The organism is Kitasatospora sp. NPDC056446 (assembly GCF_042796115.1).
Classification (GTDB): Bacteria; Actinomycetota; Actinomycetes; order Streptomycetales; family Streptomycetaceae; genus Kitasatospora.
Genome location: NZ_JBHTRF010000027.1, coordinates 23,779 through 49,823, shown reverse-complemented (window position 1 = coordinate 49,823; position 26,045 = coordinate 23,779). Strand labels below are relative to the sequence as shown.

Genomic DNA, 26,045 nt, shown 5'->3' with positions numbered 1-26,045 from the left:
CTTGCGGATCCTTCTGACCACCCACCGGTTCGCAGACGACGACGCTGGCGGAACGGAGATCCTGGCCGACGACCTCGCCCGGGCACTGACAGCCCGCGGCGTGCACGTCAGCTGGCTCGCGGCCGGCGAGCCACCGCCACCGCACCGTCTCACGGCCGATGAGCACCTGAGCCTGCCCGCTGCCTTCGGCGACGACCACCCCGTCGGCTGGCGTGTCCAGGAGCCGGAACAGGCCCGCCGGGTCGAGCGACTGCTTGCCGCACGTCCTGCCATGGACGTCGTGCATGTCCTGCACTTCAGCCGCATCGGCCTGGATTTCCTCGACATCCCGTCCCTGGCCGGGGTGCCGGTGGTCGCGACGCTGACCGACTACACCGCGGTCTGCCCCGACCACCAGCTCGTCGTTCGGTCCACCGGCACGCAGTGCACGGCGGCCGCGCCCACCCGGTGCTGCCTCGGATGCCTCAATGCCCCCGAGAATGCGCACGGCGACGTGGCCTCTTGGCGGGCGCGGAACATCGCCTGGCTGAACGATCGGGTCCGGGCCTTGTGGACGCAGACGCCGCACCAGGCCGCCGAGTTGGCGAAGGCCGGCGTCGACGTGGGCAAGGTCGTCCGCGACCGGGCCTGCTACGGACTGCCAGCCGTCTGGGCTCCGCTCGCCACCAGCGGAGGCGGCGGACGGTATCTGCTGTTCCTGGGCAGGTGCTCGCCCGAGAAGGGATTGCATCTCCTGCTCGACGCGTTCCGCCGCTGCCGCACCGAACTGCCGCTGGTGATCGCGACCGTGGCGGACGACGCCCCCTATGAGGAGCGGATGCGCGCCGTCGCCGCGGCAGATCGACGGGTGCGCTGGCTTCCCCCGCACTCCCGTGCCGAGGTCGGCTCGGTGCTTGCCGACGCCCGGGCGCTGCTGGTGCCTTCGCAGTGGTGGGAGAACCACCCGTTGGTGGCGCATGAGGCCCGGGCCCTGGGTGTCCCGGTGTGGTCCTCGGCCGTGCCGTCCATGCATCACCTCGCAGGCGACCCCGGCGTCCACCTCGTCGAGGCCTACCGGGATCCGGTCGCCTGGACCCGTGCGATCGACGCGGCATCCGAGCAACTGGCCCCTCGGGTGCCATCGTTCGCCCGCCGGGTGCAGGAGTTCGAGCTGTTCGCCGACGAGACCGTCTCCGTCTACCGGAAGGCGGTGGCCGGGTGATACCCGAACACGCGCCGCAGATTATGGTGCCCGAGCGGTTCCGGAAGTTCCTCGTCACCGACGACTTCGACCGCTACGGCCTGACCCCCGGACAGCCCACCGCCATGCCGCAGTACCTGCAGGTGGAGCTCACCGACCTGTGCAACCTCGCGTGCGCCGGCTGCCTTCGGGCCGTGCACGAGAGCAGTGGTGGGCACCTGCCCCTGGAGGCGTTCGTCGCGCTCCTCGACCAGCTCCCCGACCTCGGCCACGTCTCCTTCGTCGGCGGTGGGGAGGCCCTGATCGTCCGCGACTTCGCCGCCTACGTCCAGGCATGCACCAACCGCTCCGTGTTCACCTCGACGAACACCAACGGCCTGCTGGTGCGCCGCCGTCTCGAACCGGTCCTGGCTGCCGGGCTCGGACTGATCGCCATCAGCGTCGACGGCGCCGACGACGCCACGCTCGGACGGATGCGCTCCGGGCTGCGCCTGACCCAGCTGAGCGCGGCTCTGCGCGAAGCGGTCGCGCTGACCGAGGGACGGGAGACGGGACTGTCTGCGGCCGTGACGCTCTCGGCCGCGAACCTGGAACAGTTCCCGGCGATCGTCGACTTCGTCGCCGACCACGGCCTGGGGCGCGTCAGCGTGGAGAGCCTGCACCACTGGGGCGAGGACAAGAGCCTCAACACCGAGTCCCTGTTCGCCCTCCTCCCGGACGACGTCGTCCCGCACCTGGAGGCCGGCCTCACCCGGGCCGAGGAGCACGACCTGCAGCTATCGATCTTCGACTACTCCCGCCTCACCTCCCCGGCCGCCGCGAACGCCGTGTGTCCGTGGCCGTGGGACGCGAGCTACCTCACCAAGGACGGCGACGTCACGCCGTGCTGTGTCCACATGGAGTCCAGCCCGGGCAACGTGCTCGGCAACATCCACCAGACGCCGATGGCCGAGATCTGGACGGCGTCGCCGTACCGGTCGCTGCGGGACTCCTTCATCGAAGGCCCCGCCTGGTCCTCGTGCGAAGGCTGCGTGTATCGAATGGAGTTCGGACGTGCCTGACCCCCAACCGCCCGCCCTGCTGAGCAACCGTCCCCGGGACGACAGCCGGCGGATGCTGCACCGGGCGGTCGACCTCGGACTCGACTTCGCCTCCGGCGAGCTGCGCGACCACCGCGTCCTGCGGCACGCGACGGTCGGCCAACTCATCGACCGCCTCGCCGGGCCGATCCCCCACGCCGGGACCAGCGACGACCAGCTCATGGACTCCCTGGCCGAGATCGCCAGGTGGTCGATCTCCCAGGCCGACCCGCGCTACCTCGCGTTCCCTGACACCGGCGACAGCATCGCCGCCCTCGCCGCGGACATCGTCGCCACCTTCCTCAACCAGAACCTGATCGCCTTCGACCGCAGCGCGCCCGCCGCCAGCGTGATCGAAGCCCAGCTGATCATCTGGCTGCGGGAACTCATCGGCTACAAGGCCGCACCGCTCACCGCATACCAGGGCCTCGCCTCGCTCGGCGGGATGTGGACCTCCGGCGGCAACATGAGCAACCACATCGCCATCGCCGCCGCCCTCGCCCACACCTACCCCGAAGTCCGCCACAGCGGCCTGCGCGCCATCCCCGAGCAGCCCGTGATCCTCCTCGCCGGCGGCGTCGAGCACTTCTCCTACCTCGCCGCCGCCCAAGCCCTCGGCCTCGGCACGGACGGACTCCTGTGGGCGGACGCCACCCCCGACTTCACCAGCGACCCCGCCTCGATCGCGGGCCTGCTGGCCTCACCGCCGCCCGGCAAGCGGATCTTCATGGTCGTCGGCGTCGCAGGGAACTGCCGCACCACCGGCATCGACGACCTGCAAGCGCTCGCCGACCTCTGCGCCCAGCACGGCGTCTGGTTCCACGTCGACGCCTGCCACGGCGGCAGCCTGCTGTTCTCCGAGAAGCTCAAGGTCCAACTCGCCGGCATCGAACGCGCCGACTCCGTCGCCCTTGACCCGCACAAGGGCCTGTTTGTCTCCTACCCCTCCAGCTACGCGCTCTTCCGCGACCCGACCGTGCTCGGTCCCTTCGCCCGCTACCCGGACCGCGCCGACGATCCCGACTGCTTCGACCTCGGGCTGATCACACCGTTCTACGGCTCCCGCGGATTCGAATCACTCAAGCTGTGGGCCCTGATGACGCACCAGGGCACCGAAGGCATCGGCCGCCTCGTCGAAGCCCGACAGGCCACCTACCAGCGGATGGTCGACCTGCTGGAGCGCACCGGTAGCTTCCGCATACTCGGCACCTCCGACTTCTACCGGTGCGCCTTCGTCTTCCTCCCCGACCAGGTCGCCCAGGCCATCCAAGAGGCGTACAACCGGCCGGAACTCCACCCAGCGGTGCGCGCCCTCGTCTCCCGCTACACGGCGGCCTTCGCCGACCGCCTCTACCGCAGCGGCACCGTCGTCTTCGACCTCTTCGCCCTCCAGGACCTCGCCGACCGCATCGGACTCGGCACCACCGCCAAGTACCAGGTCATGGGCATGTGCGTCGGCCACCCTTACATCCCCGACGACATCGAGCGCGGCATCGAACAGGCCATCCTCGACCACTCCCAGGAACTCACCGCCGCCATGCTGACCGACGCCCACGCACTGCTCACCACCGCAGCCCCGCCCGACGACGGCGCCGCGGCGGACGTGACCGGACCGGCAGGGTGGTGACCACGGTGGCCTACCCGCCCGCGTTCACCATCGCCTACCTCATCCACAGCGATGTCGAACTCCTGCGCCGCACCATCCCCACCACCCTCGACGCCCTGTGCCGAGGCACCCGCCACCCCTACGACCTGGTCCTCGTCGTGGACGGAGCCGAGAGCGCCCCGATCGAAGAGATCACCGAACTCGCGCACTCCACCTGGGGATTTGACGAAGTACGGCTGCGCTGGCATACCCGACACCGGGCCTCCGGCGACCAGGCGAACAACATCCACACCCACTTCGTCAGCGACAAGAGCCGCTTCCTGATCACCATCGAAGGAGACGTCGTCGCCTTCCGCGACCCGAGCTCCACCGACGTCCTCGCCGAGATCGCCGACACCTTCGACCGCTGCCCACAACTCGCCCTCGCCCAGCGCATCGACGACCACGACTGCTGGCAATGGCAACTCGAAGACACCGGCCCCGCCCTCAGCGCCAAGGCCCGCTCGGTCAACCGCGTTTCCTCCCACTTCCTGATCTACGACACCCACCGTGCACGGCCCGTCATGGCCGCAGCCGGCGGCATCCCCGGCGACCGGTTCCACGACGACGGCCAGAGCTGGATGAACTACGAGGACTGGCTCTCCCACACATTCGCCCAGCCCACCGGGCCCGGCATCGGCTACCTGCACCAGCTCCCGCTGCGGATCTTCCACTGCGACGAGAAGACCGCCCCCGGCTCCGCCCACTACCGCCGCGACCTCGAAACCCGCCTGCGCGTCTTCGCCGAACGCGAGCACCAGGTGAAGGAGAAGTTCCGTGCCTGACCAGCGCCTCGTCCCCGCACCCGTCTTCATCCTCTCCCCGATCCGCTCCGGATCGACCCTGCTGCGCTGCCTGCTCGGCTCCCATCCCGACGTCCACGCCCCGCACGAACTCCACCTCGGAGGCCTCACAGTCACCGTCGACGACGAGTTCACCGACCTCGCCATGCGCACCCTCGGCATCGGCCGCGAAGACCTCGAACACCTCCTGTGGGACCGGCTGCTGCACCGCCAACTCACCGAAGCGGGCAAGACCGTGCTCGCCGAGAAGTCCCCCGGCAACGTCTTCATCTGGCGGCGGCTCGTCAACTGCTGGCCCGACGCCCGCTACATCATCCTGCGCCGTCACCCGGCGGCCATCGCCGACTCCATCCGCCGCGCCGGCGACGCCACCGACCTCGCCGAAGCTGCCGTCACCGTCGACAAGTTTGCCGGCGCCCTCGACGAAGCCGCCGCTAACGTACCCACCTCGATCAGCATCACCTACGAGCAGCTGACCGCCGAACCGGAAACCACCTGCAAAGCCCTGTGCGAGTACATCGGCATCCCCTGGGAGCCGGCCATGCTCGACTACGGCCGCCACGACCACGGCCCGTTCGTCTACGGCATCGGCGACTGGTCGCCCCAGATCGCCTCCGGCCGGATCCAGGACGCCACCTCACCACCCACAGACGCGGCGATCCCGCCACTGCTCAAGCACTGGTGCGAGAGGTGGGGCTACCCCGCGTGACCCACCCACCAGCATCCGCAGTCTTCTGGCTCATGGGCCTGCCGGCTTCCGGGAAGACCACCCTCGCCCGCCGACTCCTCGCCCACCTTCAACCCGAGCACCGCGACTGTGTCCTGTACGACGCCGACGAACAGCGGGCCATCGGCTTCCTGCGAGACCTCGGCTGGTCCCCGGAAGACCGCATCGCCACCATCGAGGCGCTCGCCCACGCCGCCCTCCGGCACCCGATCGGCATCGTCACGCTCGTGACCTCCACGCCCGCAGAACGGCGGCTCGCCGCCGACCTCCTCGGCGAACGACTCCACCTCATCCACGTCCGCGCACCCGAACAGCTCCGGCACGCCCGCGACGCCCTCCGACCCTCACCCGCCTACCGCGCCAACCCCGCACCCGACGCCCCCGAGCTCTCCTGGACCGACCCCGAGCACCCGGTACTCACCCTGGACACCACAGCTCCGCTCGGCGTCTCGGAGAAGGCCATCTGCTCGTTCGCCGACAACGTGCTCCGAGGCCGCGCCGTGTCGTAGCCGTCCGTCATGCGGCGGCGGAATGCCCCGACACCCACCGGTCCTCATGCCCGGGCAGGACGCCATCGCGAGCCGCCGGGGCGGTGCCGCCAGCCAGGCGCCCATCGCTCGGGCGCTCGGCGACCGCGATGAAGGCCAGCTCGGAGAAGAAAAACCCGCCTAGGTGATCCGCCTCCTGCACCGCCGCATACCACTTCTCCACCTCAGCCGCACTGACCGTGCCGCGACCATGCTTGTCTGCGGACAACAGCGCCTTTCGGATCTCTCCGATCCGGGCCTCCGCGTGTCCCGACAGTTCGGTCGACCACGTCAACAGCGGTTCGACGCTCACCAGCCTGAGTGCACTCCGTGCGAGGAGCAGCCCCAGCTTGCGGCCGATCCGCCCATCCGCGTGATCCATCCAGCTCTGCACGTCATCCGCGAAAGCGTGACAGACCCGCCGATCAAGGTCCGCATCCGCGCCGGCGATCACCAGAGAATCGAAGTCGACGTGCGCAAGGACCGCCCGCCCGCCTGGCCGAAGAACCCGAGCGACCTCTGCCAGCAGCTGCTCCGGGTCCGGCAGGCACTCGACGGTGTTGTACGACAGGACGACATCTGCGCTTGCGTCCCCGCACGGCAGTAGGGTCCGAAGGTCCGCGGCGACAGCCATGACGGGGCCGCGGTGTCCCTGGAGACCCTGCCGTGCTCGTTGAAGGAATTCGTCAGACCGGTCGATGCCGACCAGCGCGGCCTCGGGGGCCACCCGGCTCAGCGCCAGAAGCGTCGGTCCGGCGCCGCATCCCAGGTCGATGACCCGGCTACTGGCTGTCGGAGCGGCGAGCTCGGCAAGCCGATTGTGGATCGCCTCGGCGCTGTCCGACACGGCACGACCCCTCTCCCGTGACACGCGCTGGAGCCGTGGCGGCAGCGCTAGCGACGCTATTTAGACAATATGTTACAAATCGGATGACGTCCTCTCGAGCAAGAATCGATCCTCGGAGTGCGACAGGGCTCGCATGCATATGGACTGCCTCGGCGATGTGGGCGGCCTCATTTCGGCGGTCGTGCAGGTCATTCGAGCTCTCAGGGCAGCCTGCCCACCCGAGCTGGTCCGGCGGTCAGTGCTGGGAGCGCCAGGGCAGGGCGCCCATGGCGTCCACGAGGAGAGTGTGGAGGGCTGGCAAGATTACGAGACGCTGGCGCCCGCGTGATCCTGGCGACCTGATCGGCACGGACTCGGTGATCAATCATCTCCATCTGACGGCGGCTGGGCGCTGCTGAGTCGCGATGCCCGCCTTGCGAAGGGGCAGGCCCCGGACCGGAAGGACTTCAACATGCTGATCCGAGATGCGGTCGTCGACGACGGTCCAGCGCTGGCCCGAGTGCACCTTGATGCTTGGCTTGTCGGGTATGTCGGTCTCATGCCGCAGGGCCTGCTCGACGCGACGACGCTGGAGCGTCGCACGGCAACGTGGCAACTGACCTTGAGTAGGGACCGTGGCCCCAGAGAGAAGATCTTGGTCGCTGAGGTGAGCGGAACTCCACTGGGCTTCGCGCACGTCGGTCCTGGTCGCGATGCGGACGCGGACGGTGCGGGAGAGCTCTGGGCGCTGAACGTGGCACCGCAACAATGGGGGAACGGCGTGGCATCCAATCTCGTACGAGCAGCTCACGACGTCCTGCGCCGCGACGGGTTCGACAAGGCGACTCTTTGGGTGCTCACCGGCAATGCCCGCGCGCGCAGGCTCTATGAACGGCACGGTTGGTGTACCGACGGCGTCGTCCGCGAAGAAATCATCAGAGGCTTCACCATTCCCGAGCTGCGGTACGCACTCGACCTACGTTCGAGGTGAGTTGTCACATCGCAGGTAGTGGACGCCGAGCGTCGCCGGCGCCGGTGTGCTTGCCCTCACCTGGTCGATGCCGGGCTGGCCGACTACCTCCAGCTGATCGCCCTGCTCTCCTGCGACCTCTACCCGAAGCAGGACCTGCACATCCGTGAGACCGGCCACTACCGGTGGGCAGCCGATGTCCTCAACTCTCAGACCGGTTGGAGGGGCTGAGGGCGTCGCCCGGGGGCGTGGCGTGGCAGCGCCAGCAGCACTGGAACATGAACACGGACCGCGCGGTATGGCGGCACCGCTCGCAGGCTGCGCCGGTGAAATGGTCCAATTGTCGTGGCATTTTGGCAGGGGTGAGTGAGCGTCAGGCTGCGCGGTACCCTGGGTGGCTGGTTGGTCAACTTCAACGGCTGCGGTGACCTCTGGCACTTCCCTGGCCGAGCTGCCACCGCAGAGCCATAGGGACAGGTGCACTGTGACGACTCCGACCGCGCCGACAACGGTTTCGGACTTCTACTGCAACGAGGCGTTGAACGGTCGCACGCCGGTGAAGGTGGTGGAGGATACCGACATGGTGCTCGCGTTCGAGCACACAAGGCCGAGCTACCCGGTGCACATCGTGGTCGTCCCAAAGCGGCACATCCCGTCGCTGGTGGACCTCGGCGACGGCACTGAGGAGGAGCTCGCGGACGTTCTCCGGGTGGTTCGGAAGGTTGCGGCGAAGGTGCGGGCGGAGTACGGCGCGGCGTGCGTAGTGACGAACGAGGGCGCGTACCAGGAATCGAAGCACATGCACTGGCACGTGCTGTTCCGCGGCGGGCTGCCGGAGGGCCTGGCCTGAGGCAGCCCGCCGACAGCTCAGTGGGCGTGACGGCGTCGCCGGCGGGCGAGGCCGATCGTCCTGGCCGCGATGTTCCTCGCGGTGCGGTGGACGGCGTCGGGGTCGGGGTGGCGTCGAGCGCCACCCAGTGCGGTCAGCAGCTGCTCGCAGGCGTGCAGGAGGGGCTCCCCATCGGCCATCTCCTCGTCGGCGACGACGACGCAGGTGGCACGATGCGCGTACGCCTCTGCGTTGTCGAGCTGGTCGCCGCGGCTGACGGAGGCCGGCAGCGGGACCAGCACGGCGGGCTTGGACAGTGCTTCCAGTTCGGCGAGCGTGGTGGCACCGGCCCGGCCGATGACGAGGTCGGCGAGCCAGAGGGCGTCCACCATGTCGTCGTGCAGGTACTCCAGCTGCCAGTAGCCGGTGACTGAGGACAGGGCCGGGTCGAGGTTGCCACGACCGCAGATGTGGACCACGGAGAAGTGCCGGGTGAGGCCGGAGAGTTGGCGGCGGACCGCCTCGTTGACGCGCTGCGATCCGCTGCTCCCGCAGAAGACGAGCAGGACCGGGGGGTTGGCTGGGACGCCGAGGTGGGCGCGGAGGGCCTCGGGCCGGCCGTCTGCGAGGTCGTCGCGCAGCGGCAGCCCGGTGACCACTGCCTTGCGCCGCAGCCACCGCGGTAGGCCGGGGGTGTCCTCGGCGAGGAACACCGTCGTTGCGAAGCGGGCGAGGATCCGGTTCGCCAGGCCGAGGGTGTGGTCGGACTCGTGGATGGCGAGGGGGATGCGGTGCAGCCACGCGGCGATCCCGACCGGTACCGACACGTAACTTCCCTTGGAGAAGACGACGTCGGGCCGCTCTCGCCCCATGGCCCGCCAGGCCGCGAACACCCCGCGGGCGACGGTCAGCGGCATGGTGATGTTGCTCCAGGAGCGGAAGCGCTGCAGTCCGGCGGCCGGGACGGCTGCCAGCCGAATCCCGGCGTTCGTCGCGAGGTCGGCCTCGATGCTGCCGGCGCGGCCGAAATACACGAGTTCGCATTCCGCACGCCGCAGTTCTGCGGCGACCGCCAAAGCGGGAACGACATGGCCGGCGCTCGCGCCTCCGGTGATTCCAATCTTCAGGTTCACGGGGCTCAGCGTAGCAGGATTTCGATTGATTTCACCTAGGGGCAGAAAGCGGCGGTCCGGCACTTCCGCCCGAATTGCCCGGCAGGCTCGGAATGGAATCGAAAATGAAACGCGGACGGCGGCTGTACCCTCGGGGCGGCGGGCGGCCAGGCGCGCCCAGGCCACGGCTCCGGGGCGACGCCCATCGAACAACGGGCGTTGCGAGAGGTGGATGCGGTGGTCGGGCTGGCTGGATTCGAACCAGCTCCTCGGCAACACTTATGCCGCGCTCTTTCCAATGAGCTCCAGCCCGTGGCGTTGAGAACGTTATCGGATTCATGAAGGGCCGGTCAATGCCGAATTTGCAGGCTTGTGGAATTGAATTCGGGCATGGCGAATTCCGGCATCGGGTCCTTCTCGTTCCGATGCCGGAACTCGCCGTATGGTCGCTGTCAGGTCAGACGCTGATCCTCTGCAGGGTGTGGAGGTCGTCGGCCGCGATCGGGCGCTGGCGGCCGGTCCAGCGGTCCACGACCTCCAGCTCGGCGTCGGTGTGCCGGGGGGAGAGCACGAGGGCGAGGGGAATGCCCAGCGCCTGGGCGTAGTGGAATTTCTCTCCGGCGGGTAGAGGGCGGTCGTCGACGAGGAGCCGCAGGCCGAGGCGGTGGAGCTGTTGGGCCGTGCGGGCGGTGCGCTGCTGCTGCTCGGTCAGGTCGGAGCGCAAGACGACGAGGTGGACGTCGGCGGGTCCCACTCCCGTCTTCCAGCGCAGGCCCTTGCCGTCCCGGTGGACGCCGGCCAGCGTCTGGATGCAGCGGGTGAGTCCGATACCGGAGCAGCCCATGAGCGGGGTGTGCGGGGTGCCGTCGTCGCCGGTGAAGTTGAGGCGCATCTTGCGGGAGTACTGGGTGCCGAGTTCGAAGACGTGGGCGACTTCGACGGCTTCGGTGCTGCGGTAGCAGCCGTGGGTGCAGCGCCCGCAGTTGAGGCCGTCTGCGGCGGCGTGAACATCGGCCGGGTTCAGGGTGAGCGGGGGCAGACCGGGGGCGCCGGACCACGACGCGCCGGGGCGCAGGCCGTCCGGGTCGCCTGCGATGGTGAAGCGGTCGAGGGCGCTGACGGAGTGGTCGTGGATGACGGTGACCCTGGGGCAGTCCCAGGGGGTGAGGGTGCCGGCGGCCTTACCGAGGAGGTCGGGCAGCGCGGCGGCGTCGAGGAGTTCGACCTGCTTGCCGGGGCCGAGGGCGACGGTGAGCTTGCGGACGCTGACGGTCAGGTCGGATCGGATGCAGACCGCGATGGGCCGGGTGGTGCCGTCCGGGTGGGTGACGGCGAAGGTGATGACGTTGACGATGGGTTCGCTGCTGGGGGCGGTGTCGGGGAAGGCGGCGCTGAGGACGGCGCCGTCGCCCCGGTGGCCGCAGTGGTCGCAGGCGAGGATGCTGCTCTGCCCGAAGTCGGCGAGCACCAGGTGCTCGGTGGTCGGGCCGGCGGAGATAGCGCCGCCGTCCGCGGGGGTCTGGAAGACGCCGTGGAGGCCGATACCGGTGAGGGCGTCGGTACAGGCCCGGTTGAGCAGGCCGATCGATTCCTGCATGCCGTCGTGGGTGGCGTCGAAGGTGTAGGCGTCGGCCATGGTGAACTCGCGTCCGCGCATGAGGCCGCCTCGGGGTGACACCTCGTCGCGGAACTTGGTGGTGTTGAGGGCCAGGCGCACAGGCAGGTCGCGGTGGGAGCGCAGGTGCTGCCGGACGGTGGCGACGGCCATCTCCTCGGAGGTCGGAGCCAGGCACATGTCGGTGCCGCCGACGCGGGTGGTGATCAGGGCGCCTTCGTCGGTGTAGACCTTCCACCGACCGGATTCCTCCCACAGGCCCCGGCTCTGGAGGGTGGGCAGGGCGACGGTGTTGAAGCCGTGGTGCTCGAAGGCGTTCTGGGTGATGCGGTCGAGTTGGTCGCGCACACGAAGGCCGAGCGGGAGAAGGGTGTGCACGCCAGCGGCGTCGGTCCGGCCGACGAGGCCGAGGTGTTCGAGCAGCTCCGAGGTCGGGGCGGCGGGGTCGATGGTGCGCGGGCGGGGGGCGGGGAACAGGCGTGAGGTGTAGATCGGAGTGGGGCTCATGCGGCGGCTCCGATCGCGGCGCGGGTGACGTTGGTGAGCCGGTGGGCGCTGTGGACGATGTCGTAGCAGGAGGCGTTGGCCAGGCCCGAGGTGCTGAGGCCGGCGCGCAGCGAGTGGTCGGCGGCGAACTTGTCGATCGCCTCGGCGAGCTGGGCGGCGTCGCCAGGGGTGTAGGGCAGGCCGGCGGCTCCGAGGGTCTGGTTCATGCCGGCGACGTCGGAGTAGATGACGGGGAGTCCGTGGGCCTGGGCCTCGATGGCCACCAGGCCGAAGGCTTCGAGGCCGGAGGTGGTGAATAGGAAGCCGTCGAAGTCCGCGAACCGGTCCCACAGCGCTTCGCGGGGCTGGAACGGCGAGAAGCGGACGCGGTCGCTCAGCCCGAGCTCTCGGGTCCGCTGCCGGAGGGCGTCCTGCTCGGGGCCGCTGCCGATGACGGTGAGTTCGTGCCGGTCGCGCGTGAGGGCCATCGCCTCGATGGCGGTGCGGGTGCACTTGTTGGCGTCCAGGCGGCCGGCGTGCAGCAGTCGGAGCGTGTGGGTGTGGGTGGGACGCAGGGGCCTGGCGGCGCGGGCGAGTGGGATGCCCCAGGGGACGAGGGCTGTCTTGTCGCTGTAGCGGTGGCCGGTCAGGTCGCCGATCCTCTCGGCGAGGGCGGTGTTCGGGGCGACGATGGTGGTCGCGCCCGCGACGATCTCGGTGAGGACGTCGCGGGCGAGCGGGTCGGCGTCGGCGGCGATGACGTCGGTGCCGTGGGCGATGGCCACGACCGGAATGCCGTGGGCGGCGCGGACGAAGGCGAGGGCGAGACCGAAGCCGAGGTGCTGGGCGTGGATGGCGTCCGGGCGGGCCTGGTCCAGATGGCGGCGGACCTCGGTGGTGAGGGCGTCGACGTAGGCGTCGAAGCCGGGGCCGTAGGGCGCCTTGGCGGCGGTGGCGAGCACGGTCTCCTCGAAGCCGTGCCGCCAGGTGGGGTCGGCGGGTGGGAGCGCGAGGAACGAGGTGCGGGCGCGGTCGGCCATCTCTCCGTACAGGTCGGAGCAGAAGATCATGGAGCCGCAGGAGGGCTCCAGCGGCAGGTCGATGCCGGTGGTGATCTGCATCCTGTTCATGCGGGCTGTCCTTCCTGTTGGAGGGAGTCGAGGTAGGTGGCGAGGCCGGAGCGCAGCAGGGCGGAGGTCCCGGCCCAGCCGATCGCGCTGGCCGTATCGAGGACGGACAGGTTCGGCGTGAACCCCTGCTGCGGCCATGCCTGCTGGTAGGCCGGGTGACGGGGCAGGTACTCGTTCCAGGTGACGGCGATGCCGGAGGCGGAGAGGTCGGCGGGGTCCAGGTAGCCGCGGGTTCCGGAGCCGGCCCACAGCTCGTCGGCCCCGGCCGCGCGGCAGATCCGGACGATCCGCCCGGTGCGGTCCGCCGTCGGCTCGATCGGGAGACGGGAGGTGAGGGTGAGTTCGGCGGGCGCGCCGAGGGCGGTGGCCAGGCCGGTGGTCAGATCGAGGTTGAGGTCGAGCAGCCACCGGTGCCCTGCGGTGACCGGCGGGGCGAGGACCTGCAGCACCTCGTCGAGGTGGCGGCTGCGGCCGTAGGCCAGCCGCATCCTGCGGAGCATGCCCTGCGGGTCGAAGGTGTCGGCGATCCGCACGTCCTTGATCAGCTGGCCGTTGTGCTTGAGCACCGGGACGGTCAGCCACTGGACGCCGTCAGGGGTCTTGATCCGGTTGCGGTTCTGGAAGCCGCCGTCCTCGAACTGCACGTCGTCGTACAGGGCGACGGTCCGGCACGCGAACAGGGCCTCGCAGAAGCCGAGCCACGGCGCGAACGGCGGCTGCTCGATGTAGAGCCGGTGCTTCACCGGGCCTCCTCGCGGGTGAACAGGGTAATGAGGGAGGTCTCGAACGCCTCGAAGCGGTGACCGTCGGCCGCGCGGGCCGGGGCGAGAGTCCAGCCGGCGTCGGCGGCGCGGTGGCGGGTGTACTCCCCGCCGAGGTACCAGCGGCCGGCCTGGCTCTGGTGCTCCGAGAGGGCCTTGACCTTGTCGGGGAGCAGGTCGGTGATGTCGACCAGCACGGTGGGGTGGAAGTCGCCACGGGGGGCGTGGGGTTGGCCGTGCAGGATCGTGGTGCAGGTGCCGACGCGGGTCGCGGCGTTGACGGCGGCCTGGGCGACGGCGAGGTGGTCCTGGTGGTCGGGGCCGGCGTGCAGGCTGTGGGTGATCAGGACGGTGCAGCCGAGGCGCACGAGTTCCGCCTCGATGCCGGAGACCAACTGGCGGTCGGGCACCAGGGCGCCGTCGGTGAAGCCCAGGAGCAGCAGGTCGATCCCGCTGCCGTCGTAGGAGGCCGCGGATTCGGCCGCCCGTTCCTGGTCGGTGAGGCTGACGCCTCGGTCGCGGTCGGCGAGGGAGACGCCGTTGACTCCGGTGGTGACGACGACGACGGTGACCGCCGCGCCGTGCTCCCGGTAGCGGCGCAGGGTGCCGTAGCACATCAACTCGGCGTCGTCGGGGTGCGCGACCACCGCGACGACGTGCTCACGCGGCGGCGCCACGGGCGTCCTCCTCCTGGAAGTCGCGCCAGATCTGCGACGGTTCGGGCAAAACGCTGCCCTGGTACTTGCCGCGGTACAGCTCCCGGCGGCCGGTGGGCACCCAGAAGGTCACCTGGCCGATGCGCTGGCCGGGGTAGACCCGGACCGGCTGCACGGCGTGGAACTGCAGCGTCAGGCGGCCGAGCGACCCGAGGTCGATCAGGTCGGCGGTGCAGTGGACGAACAGGCCGGTGCGGGCGGTGGAGGAGCGGGCCCGGATGATCGGCACGTAGTGCTCGGATCCGATCGTCTCGGCGGTGGAGGCGAGGTAGATCCGGCCGGGGCGCAGGACCATGCCCTCCTCGGGGATAGTGGAGCGCACGAACCGGTTGGGGCGGCGGCAGTCGAGGGTGCGGCCTCCCCACCAGCGCCGCCGGTACCAGCCGATGTCCGAACTGAGGTGGAAGTCGTAGGAGTTGGGGCTCAGGAGAGCGGTGTCGAAGGGGCTGATGGTGATCCGCCCCTCCTTGACCTCCCCTTCGATCTGGGGGCCGGTGAGGATCACGCGGCGTTCACCTCCGCAGAGGGGCCGGCGGCACCGCCGCCAGCCAGGGCGTGGGGAGCGAACGGGGAGGGGTCGCTGAGGGTGCCGTAGTACCCGGCGTACGGAATGTGGTCGCCGACCGCGTCCCAGAAGGACACCTGGCCGATGACCATGCCCGCGTACACCCTGAGCGGTTGGGTGACGACGATTTCCAGCGTCCACTGGTGGACCGCACCGAGCTGGGCGAGGTCGGCGCTGATCTGGGTGAACAGCCCGAGGCGGCCGACGGAGGAGCGGCCGATCAGGCTGGTGACGTAGTGGTCGGAGCCGATGCGCTCGACGGTGGAGCCGAGGTAGACCCGGCCGGGCCGCAGCCGGTAGCCGCGGGCCGGGATCGTGATGGTCCGGGTCGGCGGGCTGGTGCGGGGGTCGACGGGCGTGCGGGTGAACACCTTGAGGGTGTCCCCGAGCCGGTAGCCGTGGCTGTTGGGGTTCGTGTGCTGCGGCAGGAACGGGGCGATGGTGATGTGGCCGGCCTTCACCGCTTCGGCGATGGCGGGGCCGGTGAGGATCACCGCGTTCCGCCCTGCACATAGGTCTGCCGCAGCAGCCGGCGCTGGCCGGGCTCGATCGCTTCCTGACCTTCGCCGAGCGGCATCCGGCCGTGGGCCCAGCGCAGCTGGTCGAAGACCAGCAGCTGCCCGGGGAGGAGCCTGACCGTGGTGCGGTGGTGCAGCGCGGCGTCGGCCAGCGCGCCGAACGCGGTCGCCGTCTGCTGCCGGGCGGTGTCGGTGCCGTCGACGAGCTCGCCGTTCAGCAGGTGCGGGTGCATCTTGCTGGTGAACCGGACCGGCAGGCCGGGCTCCATCTGCTCGGGCAGGACCGCGAAACGCTCCAGTCCCTGTCCGACGCCGTGCACGCCCTCGTCGGTCCAGTAGGAGAACACCGGCTGCTGGAGCAGCGACCGTTCGGCGTCGCCGAGTTCGGCGGCGGCGGCCCACAGGTCGGCCAGGGCCGAGGCCCCGCCGCCGGCCGGGTCGTCGCGCTCGCAGTACAGCGCGATGTAGCGCGGGATGAGGTCGCGGTCGACGAGGTCGACGTGCAGCCGGTTCTCCCCGGTGCCGTGCGTGCGGCCCGGGTCGGCCTCGGTGCGGACCTTGAGGCTGCTCCAGCAGCCGTCGGCCGGGTAGACGGCCAGGACGGGACCGAGCGCGGACAACAGGGAGAGCGCGAGTTCCTGGTTGAGGCGGTGATCGGCAGGGTCGAACTCGACCAGGACGCGACCGTCGCCCTCGCCGGTGACGTGCTCGGCGAAGCCGTGCGGTGCGACAGGGCCGTCGAGGAACACGGATGCGGGCAGCGACTGCATGGTCATGACCCCTCCTTGACGTAGTCGGTGAGCAGGCCGCGCAAGGTACGCGGCGGGTCGAGCGGGCTGGCCGGCAGGCCGAGACGGTCGGCCAAGTAGCCCGTGGTGGCGACGGCGCCCCTGTCGGGGGTGGCCCCGGCGGTGACAGGGGTCTCGCCCAGGCCCTCGGCCAGGGCGGCGATCTGCCCGGCCGTGTGCGGGCCGTCGAGGACGACCAGCTCGGCATCGAAGGGCGAGGCGGCCACTAGCGCCTGCCGGTCGACGTGCCGGGGCAGCCCGGTGCGCAGGGTGGCGAGGTTGAGCACGAAGGCGTCGGTCCCGGCCGCGCACCGGCCCCGCTCGGCCAGCAGCTCGGCGAGCTGGCGCCGGTCGTCCATCGGGACGGCAAGCTGTCCGATCGCCGTGCTTCCCCAGGCCCGGAACGCGCCGACGGTTTCCCGCACGTAGCCCGGGACCGACCCGCGCGCGACCTCACGGCCGCCCGTGTAGTCGACGGTGAACGAGGGCCCTGCCGGGCCGAGGTCGATCCGCAGCAGGCCGGCACCGCACTCCGGCGGCTTGGCCACGTACCGCGGCGGGAGCGCCCAGTGGCCCATCGGGCTGTGGCAGTGCCCGGCCACCATGATGTCCAGCGGCCCGTCGGAGAGTTGGAGCGCCACGTCGCTCTCGAAGCCGCTGTGGCTCAGCCCGAGCACCACCTCGGCGCCCGCCTCCAGCAGCCGGTCCCGCTCGACGGCCAGCAGGGCGGCGGTCGGCTCCTCGAACACGAACCCGGCGCGCTCGGCGGACGGCACTGCCCGGAACGCCTGGGCCCCGAGCACTCCCACGATCCCGATGCACCGACCGGCCGCTTCCAGGAGCAGGCCCCGCTCCCACCGCCCGGCGAAGGCCGGCGGCGGCATCAGGTTCGCGCACACCACCGGGGGGAAGCGGTCGGGCTCGTCCAGCCGCACCAGGTCGGCCAGGTCGTGGTTGCCGGGTACCACCGCGTCGTAGAGGTCGGCCAGCAGCCGCTCCTCCGTGCGCCCCCGGGAGTACTCGTGGAAGGCACTGCCACCGAAGAAGTCGCCGATGTCCACGACCAGCGCGCCCTGCTCGCGCAGCGCCTGGACGGCGGCGAGCATCCCCGTGCCGTCCGGTACCGCCGAGTGGAAGCAGCCCGTCGCCGCCACCGTCACGGTGTTGAAGGCCAAGTCCCGGTCCACGCTCAGCACCTCGTGATCGACACGACGCGCAGCGGCACGGCCGCCTCGGGCCAGAAGTCGTGGCGCGAGATCCCGTCGACCTCCTGAAGCCGCAGGCCCGCGCAGAACCAGGCCCCGGCGGCGTTGTGGTCGGCCGTGACAGCGGGGAGCACAGCCAGGCCCCGCGCCACGTTGGCGGTCGAGGCGAACACGTGAGCGGTGATCCCGAAGGCCAGCGTCCAGTCGAACGGGAGAATCGACAGGAACACCGTGCCGACGGGCAGCTCGCCGTCGAGGTCGACCTCGCGGACGTCGGACAGCAGCGGCCGGGCCCGGTCGCCGAACGGCTCGAGGGCCGGGCACAGCGCCTCGGCCATCCGCGGGTCCTTCTCGATCGCCCAGATCCGGTGCCCGGCCTTCGCCACCGCAGCGGACAGCGTGCCCAGGCCCGCGCCGACTTCCAGCACCGCGTCGCTGGCGCGCAGGGCCGCCAGGTCCAGCAGCCGCTCTGCGACTGCCGGAGAACGCAGGAAGTGCTGGCCCAGGTCGGCCCGGGTCCGGAAGTCGCTGTCCCGCAGGTCCGCGACGACCGCGCTCTCCGCCAACTGCAGCGTGGCCGCCGAGGTGTCCGCCGCAAGCTCCGGGCTGCGCGTCCTGACAGGGGTTGTCATGGGTCTCCTTCCGCAAGATGTGAGCCGGAGTCCTCGGAGGGCTTGCTCTGCCTGCAGCGGGCCGCGACGGCGGTTGCTCGGCAGGTAGCCCGGTCGGAATCGCTCCGGTGCCAGGTTGGGCTTCTGATGTGCCAACTACGCTAGGAATCAACGAAGTCGGGAAACACTCACCGCGAGTACGGGTTCGTGCTCCTCCCGCGCCGGTGGTGCCGCGCGGATGTACAAGAACACACCCTTGGTCGGTCGGCTGGCAGAGGTGGAGGCCGCGATCGTCGAGAACTTCGCGCGGTCGGTGTGAAAAGCCGCGAATTCGCACACACAGCAGCTTGGTTGACGTACCGTCGCCGGGTGATGACGCTCGGAGACTCCCAGCTAGGGGCCGAGACGGCACCCTCCGGCGCCCGCCCCGGAGCGGTTCTGGTGCAGGCCCTCGGATATGCCAACTGGTCGCCGCGCGAGCTGGTCCGCGAGATCAACGGAAGGCTCGCGGGCCTTGGCGAACGACGACTCGACCTCACCGTCGCCCACGCCTGGGGCCGCGGCTCGGTGCCACGCTCCGAGACGGTCCGCCGCCTGGCCGCCGCGGTGCTGGCGGAGAGGACCGGCCGGCCTTACACCCAGACCATGCTCTGGGGGACTCCCGAGCCGGACGCCTGCAGGGACGAGCGGACCGTCACCGACGACCTGGTCGGGCGTCGCTCGCTGGCTGCCGTGCTGGACACCGCCACCGCCTGGAACGCGACCGACCCCGCGTCCCAGGCGACGCTCCGTCCGTCCGGTGAGCTGTTCACTGCGGTCTGGGACGCCGACCGGCAGCAGCCCCACAGCATCAGCCGCGAAAGCGGTACCGATCACGTCCTGCCGCCGATGATGACGCTGCTGGAATCCCACCTCGCCGATCTGCGCCGTCTCGACGACGCCGCCGGCGGGGGTGCCATCTCCCAGAGGTACGTGCGCATCGCCCTTGATGGCGTGCTGTCGCTGCTGCAGAACAGCCGCTACACGCCGGACATCGGCACCCGGCTCCTGCGCACCGCCGGGGGACTCGCCCAACTCGCCGGGTGGATGGCTTTCGACGCCGACCTCTCGGCCTCGGGCCAGCGCTACCAGCTGGTCGCGATCCGCCTCGCCCGGGCCAGCGCGGACCACGACACCGTCGCCAACGTGCTCGGGATGCTCGCCTACCAGCACGCGGCGGCCGACAACCCCACGGCCGCGATCCGGTTTGCCGAGGCCGCCGTCGAGACAGCCGCCAGGAGTTTGCCCACCGTCCGGGCCCGCGCTCTGGGACGGCTCGCCACGGCCCACGCCGCCGCCGGCGACATCGACGCCTTCCGATCGGCCACCGAGCGCTGCCTCGCGCTCCTCGAGCACCGTTGCGACGACGACCCCCCGGCGCTCTACTACTTCACCGCCGACCAGGTGGCCGCCGAGAGCGGGCAGGGCTTGGTGGACCTGGCCGCCGCCAACCCCGGCGCCAAGGGCCGCCGACTGCTGGACGAGGCGCACAGCCTCCTGTCACCGATCACCGCGCACGGGCCCACCACCGGCTACACCCGCTCCGCCTTCCTGCACGGTGTCCACCTCGCCAGGGCCCACCTCCTCGCCCACGACACCAAGGCCACCCTCGCCACCTTCGGAAGACTCACCGCCCACCTGCCCGAAGTCCAGTCTGTGCGCTGCCGCAACCTGCTTCTCGGGATCCGCCGGCACGCTGGTACCCGGATCAAGTCGGCGAGCGGCAAGGATGCGCTGAACCGAGTGGACAGGGCACTATCGGGCCTATGACGCCGACCGGTCTTGCCCGCCCCGTTGCCGCCGCGCTCTCCGCCGTCCCGTACGACCACCCGGAGGCCCGCCGCCTCACTTCCGCTCTCCACGCCGAGCAGTCCGCCATGTACGGCTTCGCCGACGACCCGGCGGCCACCGAGCCGGTACTCTTCGCGCCGCCGAACGGCTTCTTCCTCATCGCCCGCCCAGACGGCCAAGACGAGGCGCTCGCCTGCGGCGGCTGGCACTTGGTTGCCCCAGCCACGGTCGAGATCAAACGCATGTACGTCACCCCGGCAGCCCGCGGGCTCGCCCTCGGCAGCCGGATCCTGCGCGCCTTGGAACGCCAGGCGTACGAGCTCGGCGCACGGCGCGCCATCCTGGAGACCGGCAGCCGCAACCTGGCTGCGCTCGCCCTGTACGAACACCTCGGCTACCGGCCGATCCCCTCGTACGCCCCCGGCCGCGACCCGCTGGTGAATCGCGCCATGGCCAAGCAGCTCACAGCGGCGTAGGCACTGCCCCGCCCCGTCAGGCCGGTGCGGACTGCCAGTCGGTGGGGTCGAGCGCGAGGGCCGCGTCGGCGATCCGCTGGGCCGACGCGGTCGTGAGGGCAGCACGGCAGCGGTCGATCTTGCCCTGCACGGCAGGAACGCCGGCAGCTCGGTACTCGACTGCGCGCAGCAGGCAGTCGAGTTTGTCAGCGTCACGGGCGCAGCGTGCCTCGGGGGTGGTGCCGTCCTCGAACTCGGCGATCACGTCGGCGAAGAGGGCCTGGACGGCCGGGTGGGCCGCCACAGTCTGGTCGGCCGTGACCTTGCGGGGGTCGGCGGCGGTGACGTACCGGCGGGTGAGCGGGGTGAGGTCGCCGGTACGGGCCTCAGGGACGTCGTGAAGGGTTGCCAGCAGGCTGGTGCGGGCCGGGTCGGCTCCCTCCAGGGCGGCCAGGGTCGCGGCGATCACGGCGGTGCGGTGGCTGTGCTCGGCGACGGTCTCGCTGGCGGACAGCGGAATGCCGTCCTGCCGCCAGCCGGTGCGGGGCAGAGCCCGGAGGGAGCCGGCCTCGAAGAGGAGACGGGCGACGCCCGCTGCCTGGTCACCGTCGAGCTGCACCACAGGGTCCTCCTGATCGCATGTCACCCTTCGTCCCGACCGTAGCGCAGGCGGTCCAGGTCGCGCCGGGACGTCAGGGAGATGAGACTCCCGTCGAGGAGCTCGGCCGTGAACGTGCCGAACGCCTGGGCGGTGTCCGGTGCTGCGTGTGGCAGCCACGGGTGCAGGGTCAGCAGGGTGCTGATCGAGTGGACGTACAGGTCGACGGTGCCGGGCGCGAGGTGGAATGAGGAGACGAGGGCGCGGAAGAGACGGATCGGATCCCAGGACGCCGGGTCCGGGTGGTGCATGAAGCTGTCGTCGGTCTGGTCGGCCGGCATCGCACCCAGCCACAGCGCCCAGTAGGACAGATTCGCTAGCTCGCCCCGCTCGTCCTCCAGCAGCGCGGTGGAGATGAAGTGCCGCAGCTGGTCCGGATCGCCCTGGCGCGCGGCGACGGTGGCGACGGTGCGGGCCTCGATCGAGCGGGTGCTGTAGCCGCGCCGGCCCAGGGCGGGTCGCATGCCGCGCAGGGCCTGCTCCGACCAGGCGGCGGCATCGGCGGCGGTGTCGTAGCTGGCGAGGTAGATGGTCTGACGGTGCAGCAGGCCGCCATGCCCGTCGGCGGTGGCGTGCTCGGCGGTGGTGCGGAGGTTGGCGAAGAAGCGGGCGCGGTCGGGTGCGGGCAGCAGCGGGCCGGGGCGGGCTGGGCCGCGCCGGGGCCGGGAGACGCGGTCGGCCAGCGCCGGCGGCGGGGTGCCGCGAAGCGCCCAGGCGACCAGGAGAGCGGAGTCGCGGGGCTGGACCCACCCGGCCAGCGGGTGGCGGCCGGTCTCGGCAGGCGGGTCGAGGACGGCGGCCAGGACGCGGTCGGCGTCCAGAGCAGCGCCGCTGTGCGCGAGCAGCAGCGGGTCGGCCCCCAACAGGGCCAGGCGTCGGCGCAGGTCCAGGTAGTCGCCGGCGCGGGTGTGGGTCAGCGGGCGACGGCCGGACTCCCAGCCCTGCACGGTGCCGACATCGACGCCCAGATCCTCCGCCAGCCCCTCCTGGGTGCGCGGGATGCTCTCGCGGGCCAGACGCAGCAGGTAGCCGGAGACCAGACCGGCCGACGGCGCTTTCGCGGACACAGGCCCCTCTTTCGCGCGCTCATTCACGGCTTTCACGCCGACGCCACGAAGTTCACGATGCTCGCGGCGTCCACCTCTGTCCGCCGGCGGACAGAGGGTGTGTCCTTGTGCAACCGCGCGGTCCCGCCAGCGCCGAAGGGCGCTACCCGTACTGCCGGTGAGTGTTTCCCACAGTGCCTGATTCCTAGCGTAGTTGGCATCTCAGGGGCTCGGCCGGACAACGCAGCAAACACCACCTGACCGGCCTGCCCCACAGCCGCTGCCCCAGGCCAACTCCGTTGTACGAGAAGGGACGGATCTCGATGAAAGTTCTGGTCACCGGCGGAGCCGGGTTCATCGGCTCGCATTTCGTGGACCGCCTGCTCCGCCGGGACGACGTGGAGCACGTGACGGTGCTCGACGCGCTCACCTACGCGGGCAACCTCGCCAACCTGGAACTCGCCCGCGGCTCGGGCCGCTGCGAGTTCGTGCACGGCAACATTCTCGACGCCCACCTGGTCGGACAGCTGGTCGGCCGCCACGACGCCGTGGTGCACTTCGCGGCCGAGTCGCACGTCGACCGCTCGCTCCTGGACGCCGGACGGTTCATCGCCACCAACGTGGCCGGCACCCACACGCTCCTGGAGGCCGCCCGCCGGGCCGGGGTCTCCCGGTTCGTCCACGTCTCCACCGACGAGGTGTACGGATCGCTGGAGACCGGGGCCGCGACCGAGCAGTGGCCGCTCGCCCCGAGCATCCCCTACGCCGCCTCCAAGGCCGCCGGCGACTTGGTCGCCCGCTCGTTCTTCGAGACGTACGGCGTGCCGGTGTGCATCACCCGCTCGTCCAACAACTACGGTCCCCGCCAGTACCCGGAGAAGGTGATCCCCCGGTTCGTCAGCAGCCTGCTGCAGGGCCGGGTGGTGACCGTGCACGGCGACGGCGGGCACATGCGCAACTGGCTGCACGTCGAGGACAACTGTGCCGGCATCGAACTCGTCCTCGACCAGGGCGTGGTGGGCGAGGTCTACAACATCGGCGGCGGCCACGACCTCACGACCAACCAGCTCGCCACCCTGCTGCTCGGCATCCTCGACTCGGACCGCTCCATGCTGCAGCACGTGCCCGACCGCGCCGCCAACGACCGCCGGTACGCGATGGACTGGTCGAAGATCGCCCACCTCGGCTACCGGCCCGCCCACGACCTCGAACCCGGCCTCGCCGCCACCGTCGCCTGGTACCGCGCCAACCCGGCCTTCTGGCAGCACACCGCCCCGCTCGCCGCCGACCTCGCCCCGGCGGGGGCGTGAGCGCGATGACTCCCACCGGCACCACAGCGGCGGGCGCGGGCGAGGGACGGCGGATCGTCGTCACCGGCGTCGGCGCCAACCCCGGCTTCGACCTCGCCCGCAGCCTCCAGCACCTGGGCCACCACGTCATCGCCACCGACGCCCAGCCCCTCGCCCCTGGCCTGCTCCTGCCCGACGTCACCGCCCGCGTCACCCCGCGCGCCGACGACCCCCGATACGGCGCGGCGCTGCTGCGGCTGTGCCGGGACACCGACGCGGACGCCCTGATTGTCGGCATCGAACCCGACCTGCCGCCCGTGCTGCGCGCCCGCCGTACCCTGGCCGCTGCCGGCGTCCGGGTGTGGCTGCCCACCGCCGAGGCGGTGCACTCCTGCCTCGACAAGGCCGACTTCCACCGCGTGCTGGCCGAGCACGGGGTGCCGACCCCGCGCAGTTGGCTGCCCGACCAACTCGACCAGGTCCCCAAGGGCACGGAGCTGGTGGTCAAGCCGCGCGGCGGCCACGGCGCGCAGCACGTGCACTTCCCCGCCACCGTGGAGCAGGCCCGGGTGCTGTGCGAGCTGGTCCCCGACCCGTTCGTCCAGGAGCGGATCCACGGCGAGGAGTTCACCGCGGACTGCCTCGTCGACCGGGCCGGGCGCGCCTCGATGGTGCTGCGACGCCGCAGCCTGGTGAAGGCCGGGCTCGCGGCCGTCGCGGTCACCTTCCACGACGAGCGGGTGGCCGAGCAGGTCCGCCGCACCCTGGCGGCCGTCGGCGCGGCTGGGCTGAGCTGCGTGCAGGGCTTCATCACCGACCACGGCCCGAGGGCGGTGGTCATCACCGAGGTCAACGTCCGGGTGGCCGGCGGGTTCGCGCTCGCCGAGGCCGCCGGCGCGGACCTGATCGCCGAGGCCGTCAACGGCCTGTTCGGCCAAGCCGTCGACCACGGCCGCCTCGCCTACCGGGACGACGTTTTCCTCACCAAGTACACCGAGACGCTGACCGTCGGCGACGTCTCCACCCTCCGAGCCCTCCAGGAGCAGCAGTGACCCTCGCCCCCACCGCCCCCGCCCGGCCGGGCATCGAGCGCAACGCAACCCCCTACCTGTACGGGACCGAACTCGGCGGGCTCGCCCAGGTCCTGATGAGCGGCCAGTACGGGCACAGCGACGTCACCGAGACCTTCGAGCGGCAGGTCGCCGACTTCCTCGGTGTGCGGGAAGTGGTGGCCGTGTCCTCCGGGACGGCGGCCCTGCACGCGGCGCTGGTCGCCGCCGGCGTCGGCGCGGGTGACGAGGTGCTGGTGCCGTCGATGACGTTCTGCGCCTCCGTGCAGGCGATCCTCGCGGCCGGGGCCGTGCCCCGGTTCGTGGACGTCGACCCGGCCACGATGTGCACCACCCCCGACCTGCTGCGGCAGGCGCTGACCGAGCGCACCACCGCGGTGATGCCCGTGCTGTTCGGCGGCAGGGCCATCGACCTCGCCCCGATCGCCGATCTGCTCGACCAGCGCGGGATCACGGTCGTGGAGGACGCCGCCCACGCCTTCGGCTCCCAGGACGGCGACGGCCGTCTGGTCGGGGCGCACGGTCACCTGACCTGCTTCTCTTTCGGGCCGATCAAGAACCTCACTTGCGGCCAGGGCGGCGCCATCGTCCCCCGCAGCCCCGAGGAGGCCGACAGGCTGCGGACCCTGCGGCTGCTCGGCATGGTGGAATCCGCCGCCGACCGCGCCGCCTCGACCACCTACCAGGTCACCGCCGCCGGGTTCCGCTACCCGATGTCCGCCCTGAACGCCGCGATCGGCACCGCGCAGCTCGCCCACTTCGGCGAGGCCGCTGCCGTGCGCCGCGGGCTGTGGCGCACCTACCGCGACGCGCTGGCGGGCCTGCCCGGCGTCGAGCTGGTCGACGTCGACGTCGAGCGCTCCGTCCCGCACCTGTGCATCGTCACGGTCCCCGACCGCGACCGCATCTGGGCCGAGATGCGCGACGCGGGCATCGGTGTCGGCGTCCACTACCCGCCCAACCACCTCCAGCCTGCCTTCGCCCCCTGGGCCCGGCCGCTGACGGCCACCGAACAGCTCGCCGGGCGCATCCTCACCCTGCCCTTCCACCAGCACCTCACCGAGGACGGCGTCCACCGCACCGTCACCGCGCTGCGCCGGGCCCTGACCACCGGAGAAGCCCGATGACCGGTCCCGCCGCGCCCCGGCGCATCCTCGTCGTCTGCCTCGGCAACTATTGCCGCAGCCCGCTGGGCGGGCGCATCCTCGCCAACCTCGGCGGCGACACGGTCGACGTCCGCTCCGCCGGACTGATCGACAAATGGACTCAGGCCCACCCCGAGATGACCGCCGCCGCCACCACCCTCGGCTACGACCTCACCGAGCACCGCCCCCAGCAGGTCACCCGGGACCTGATCGACTGGGCCGACCTCGTCCTCGCCATGGACCACTCCGTCCTGGAACAGCTCCACGGCATCGCCGGGCCCGACACCACCACCGAGATCCGCCTGTACCTCGACCACGACCGCGACGTCCCCGACCCGATGGGTCGCCCCGCCGCCGAGTTCGCCGCCTGCGCCCTGCTCATCGAAGCGGGAGCCGCACCCCACCTGCGCTGACCGCACATCCGACGGCCCCGGTGCCCGCCCCGTTCAACGGGCGGGC

At 71.1% G+C, this 26,045-nt stretch carries 28 protein-coding genes and 1 tRNA gene; 15 read left to right on the top strand and 14 right to left on the bottom strand.

Annotated elements, in window-relative coordinates:
* The first annotated feature begins 1 nt into the window (after position 1).
* The 6 genes from ACFQ6N_RS18890 to ACFQ6N_RS18865 are packed head-to-tail and all read left to right on the top strand — an operon-like array spanning position 2 to position 5,943.
* Positions 2–1,201, top strand: a complete 1,200-nt coding sequence (locus tag ACFQ6N_RS18890) for a glycosyltransferase (protein WP_380650232.1) — start codon at positions 2–4, stop codon at positions 1,199–1,201.
* Positions 1,198–2,241, top strand: coding sequence for an SPASM domain-containing protein (locus tag ACFQ6N_RS18885; protein WP_380650231.1), 1,044 nt, complete (start codon positions 1,198–1,200; stop codon positions 2,239–2,241). Before ACFQ6N_RS18890 ends, ACFQ6N_RS18885 begins: the two co-directional genes overlap by 4 nt.
* Positions 2,234–3,886, top strand: a complete 1,653-nt coding sequence (locus ACFQ6N_RS18880) for a pyridoxal phosphate-dependent decarboxylase family protein (protein WP_380650230.1) — start codon at positions 2,234–2,236, stop codon at positions 3,884–3,886. Before ACFQ6N_RS18885 ends, ACFQ6N_RS18880 begins: the two co-directional genes overlap by 8 nt.
* Positions 3,880–4,689 carry a hypothetical protein gene (locus ACFQ6N_RS18875; protein WP_380650229.1) on the top strand — a complete coding sequence of 270 codons (810 nt, stop codon included), beginning with the start codon at positions 3,880–3,882 and terminating at the stop codon, positions 4,687–4,689. Before ACFQ6N_RS18880 ends, ACFQ6N_RS18875 begins: the two co-directional genes overlap by 7 nt.
* Entirely contained in the window at positions 4,682–5,416 is a 735-nt protein-coding gene (locus ACFQ6N_RS18870) for a sulfotransferase family protein (protein ID WP_380650228.1), read from the top strand. Before ACFQ6N_RS18875 ends, ACFQ6N_RS18870 begins: the two co-directional genes overlap by 8 nt.
* Positions 5,413–5,943 (top strand): adenylyl-sulfate kinase, encoded by a 531-nt coding sequence (locus ACFQ6N_RS18865; RefSeq protein WP_380650227.1) that lies wholly within the window; start codon positions 5,413–5,415, stop codon positions 5,941–5,943. Before ACFQ6N_RS18870 ends, ACFQ6N_RS18865 begins: the two co-directional genes overlap by 4 nt.
* A 7-nt stretch (positions 5,944–5,950) precedes the next feature.
* Here ACFQ6N_RS18865 and ACFQ6N_RS18860 read toward each other — a convergent pair whose 3' ends face one another.
* Positions 5,951–6,808 carry a methyltransferase domain-containing protein gene (locus tag ACFQ6N_RS18860; RefSeq protein ID WP_380650226.1) on the bottom strand — a complete coding sequence of 286 codons (858 nt, stop codon included), beginning with the start codon at positions 6,806–6,808 and terminating at the stop codon, positions 5,951–5,953.
* 451 nt (positions 6,809–7,259) lie between these two features.
* Between ACFQ6N_RS18860 and ACFQ6N_RS18855 the strand changes: the two genes are divergently transcribed.
* The 3 genes from ACFQ6N_RS18855 (at position 7,260) to ACFQ6N_RS18845 (ending at position 8,607) form a co-directional block, all read left to right on the top strand.
* On the top strand, positions 7,260–7,778 hold the full coding sequence (locus ACFQ6N_RS18855) for a GNAT family N-acetyltransferase (RefSeq protein WP_380650225.1): 519 nt from the start codon (positions 7,260–7,262) through the stop codon (positions 7,776–7,778).
* Between the two features lie 18 nt (positions 7,779–7,796).
* Positions 7,797–7,988, top strand: coding sequence for a hypothetical protein (locus ACFQ6N_RS18850; protein WP_380650224.1), 192 nt, complete (start codon positions 7,797–7,799; stop codon positions 7,986–7,988).
* A gap of 253 nt (positions 7,989–8,241) precedes the next feature.
* Positions 8,242–8,607 carry an HIT domain-containing protein gene (locus ACFQ6N_RS18845; protein ID WP_380650223.1) on the top strand — a complete coding sequence of 122 codons (366 nt, stop codon included), beginning with the start codon at positions 8,242–8,244 and terminating at the stop codon, positions 8,605–8,607.
* A 17-nt stretch (positions 8,608–8,624) separates the two neighbouring features.
* Here the strand turns inward: ACFQ6N_RS18845 and ACFQ6N_RS18840 are convergent, their stop codons facing one another.
* The 11 genes from ACFQ6N_RS18840 to ACFQ6N_RS18790 form a co-directional block, all read right to left on the bottom strand.
* The gene (locus ACFQ6N_RS18840; protein ID WP_380650222.1) at positions 8,625–9,719 is read right to left on the bottom strand and encodes a glycosyltransferase; all 1,095 of its coding nucleotides are present in this window, start codon (positions 9,717–9,719) and stop codon (positions 8,625–8,627) included.
* Positions 9,720–9,936: 217 nt separating this feature from the next.
* A tRNA-Thr gene (locus tag ACFQ6N_RS18835) sits at positions 9,937–10,011 on the bottom strand.
* 144 nt (positions 10,012–10,155) lie between these two features.
* A complete protein-coding gene (locus tag ACFQ6N_RS18830; RefSeq protein ID WP_380650221.1) occupies positions 10,156–11,820 on the bottom strand; it encodes a proline--tRNA ligase in 1,665 nt (554 codons plus the stop codon).
* Positions 11,817–12,929 carry a glycosyltransferase family 4 protein gene (locus tag ACFQ6N_RS18825; RefSeq protein ID WP_380650220.1) on the bottom strand — a complete coding sequence of 371 codons (1,113 nt, stop codon included), beginning with the start codon at positions 12,927–12,929 and terminating at the stop codon, positions 11,817–11,819. Before ACFQ6N_RS18825 ends, ACFQ6N_RS18830 begins: the two co-directional genes overlap by 4 nt.
* Positions 12,926–13,672 (bottom strand): WbqC family protein, encoded by a 747-nt coding sequence (locus ACFQ6N_RS18820; RefSeq protein WP_380650219.1) that lies wholly within the window; start codon positions 13,670–13,672, stop codon positions 12,926–12,928. Before ACFQ6N_RS18820 ends, ACFQ6N_RS18825 begins: the two co-directional genes overlap by 4 nt.
* On the bottom strand, positions 13,669–14,367 hold the full coding sequence (locus tag ACFQ6N_RS18815) for a PIG-L deacetylase family protein (RefSeq protein ID WP_380650218.1): 699 nt from the start codon (positions 14,365–14,367) through the stop codon (positions 13,669–13,671). The genes ACFQ6N_RS18820 and ACFQ6N_RS18815 overlap by 4 nt, the downstream gene beginning before the upstream one ends.
* The gene (locus tag ACFQ6N_RS18810; RefSeq protein ID WP_380650217.1) at positions 14,351–14,911 is read right to left on the bottom strand and encodes a dCTP deaminase; all 561 of its coding nucleotides are present in this window, start codon (positions 14,909–14,911) and stop codon (positions 14,351–14,353) included. The genes ACFQ6N_RS18815 and ACFQ6N_RS18810 overlap by 17 nt, the downstream gene beginning before the upstream one ends.
* Positions 14,908–15,465 carry a deoxycytidine deaminase gene (locus ACFQ6N_RS18805; protein ID WP_380650216.1) on the bottom strand — a complete coding sequence of 186 codons (558 nt, stop codon included), beginning with the start codon at positions 15,463–15,465 and terminating at the stop codon, positions 14,908–14,910. Before ACFQ6N_RS18805 ends, ACFQ6N_RS18810 begins: the two co-directional genes overlap by 4 nt.
* The gene (locus ACFQ6N_RS18800) at positions 15,462–16,265 is read right to left on the bottom strand and encodes a TauD/TfdA family dioxygenase (RefSeq protein WP_380650215.1); all 804 of its coding nucleotides are present in this window, start codon (positions 16,263–16,265) and stop codon (positions 15,462–15,464) included. Before ACFQ6N_RS18800 ends, ACFQ6N_RS18805 begins: the two co-directional genes overlap by 4 nt.
* Positions 16,262–17,464, bottom strand: coding sequence for a metallophosphoesterase (locus ACFQ6N_RS18795; RefSeq protein ID WP_380650214.1), 1,203 nt, complete (start codon positions 17,462–17,464; stop codon positions 16,262–16,264). The genes ACFQ6N_RS18800 and ACFQ6N_RS18795 overlap by 4 nt, the downstream gene beginning before the upstream one ends.
* Positions 17,465–17,466: 2 nt before the next feature.
* A complete protein-coding gene (locus tag ACFQ6N_RS18790) occupies positions 17,467–18,114 on the bottom strand; it encodes an rRNA adenine N-6-methyltransferase family protein (protein ID WP_380650213.1) in 648 nt (215 codons plus the stop codon).
* Between the two features lie 351 nt (positions 18,115–18,465).
* Here ACFQ6N_RS18790 and ACFQ6N_RS18785 point away from each other — a divergent pair, with 351 nt between their 5' ends.
* Positions 18,466–19,902 carry a hypothetical protein gene (locus ACFQ6N_RS18785; RefSeq protein ID WP_380650286.1) on the top strand — a complete coding sequence of 479 codons (1,437 nt, stop codon included), beginning with the start codon at positions 18,466–18,468 and terminating at the stop codon, positions 19,900–19,902.
* Positions 19,899–20,399 carry a GNAT family N-acetyltransferase gene (locus ACFQ6N_RS18780; protein WP_380650212.1) on the top strand — a complete coding sequence of 167 codons (501 nt, stop codon included), beginning with the start codon at positions 19,899–19,901 and terminating at the stop codon, positions 20,397–20,399. The genes ACFQ6N_RS18785 and ACFQ6N_RS18780 overlap by 4 nt, the downstream gene beginning before the upstream one ends.
* A gap of 16 nt (positions 20,400–20,415) precedes the next feature.
* Here the strand turns inward: ACFQ6N_RS18780 and ACFQ6N_RS18775 are convergent, their stop codons facing one another.
* The gene (locus ACFQ6N_RS18775; protein ID WP_380650211.1) at positions 20,416–21,000 is read right to left on the bottom strand and encodes an HD family hydrolase; all 585 of its coding nucleotides are present in this window, start codon (positions 20,998–21,000) and stop codon (positions 20,416–20,418) included.
* A gap of 20 nt (positions 21,001–21,020) precedes the next feature.
* Positions 21,021–22,103 (bottom strand): helix-turn-helix domain-containing protein, encoded by a 1,083-nt coding sequence (locus tag ACFQ6N_RS18770; RefSeq protein ID WP_380650210.1) that lies wholly within the window; start codon positions 22,101–22,103, stop codon positions 21,021–21,023.
* Positions 22,104–22,405: 302 nt separating this feature from the next.
* Here ACFQ6N_RS18770 and rfbB point away from each other — a divergent pair, with 302 nt between their 5' ends.
* Genes rfbB through ACFQ6N_RS18750 form a run of 4 tightly spaced genes read left to right on the top strand, consistent with a single transcriptional unit; the run spans position 22,406 to position 25,999 of the window.
* Positions 22,406–23,392, top strand: a complete 987-nt coding sequence (rfbB, locus tag ACFQ6N_RS18765; protein ID WP_380650209.1) for a dTDP-glucose 4,6-dehydratase — start codon at positions 22,406–22,408, stop codon at positions 23,390–23,392.
* A gap of 5 nt (positions 23,393–23,397) precedes the next feature.
* Positions 23,398–24,423 carry an ATP-grasp domain-containing protein gene (locus tag ACFQ6N_RS18760; protein ID WP_380650285.1) on the top strand — a complete coding sequence of 342 codons (1,026 nt, stop codon included), beginning with the start codon at positions 23,398–23,400 and terminating at the stop codon, positions 24,421–24,423.
* Positions 24,420–25,568: a DegT/DnrJ/EryC1/StrS family aminotransferase gene (locus tag ACFQ6N_RS18755; RefSeq protein WP_380650208.1), complete on the top strand. Its 1,149-nt coding sequence runs from the start codon at positions 24,420–24,422 to the stop codon at positions 25,566–25,568. Before ACFQ6N_RS18760 ends, ACFQ6N_RS18755 begins: the two co-directional genes overlap by 4 nt.
* Positions 25,565–25,999 carry a low molecular weight phosphotyrosine protein phosphatase gene (locus ACFQ6N_RS18750; protein WP_380650207.1) on the top strand — a complete coding sequence of 145 codons (435 nt, stop codon included), beginning with the start codon at positions 25,565–25,567 and terminating at the stop codon, positions 25,997–25,999. Before ACFQ6N_RS18755 ends, ACFQ6N_RS18750 begins: the two co-directional genes overlap by 4 nt.
* Positions 26,000–26,045 lie beyond the last annotated feature (46 nt).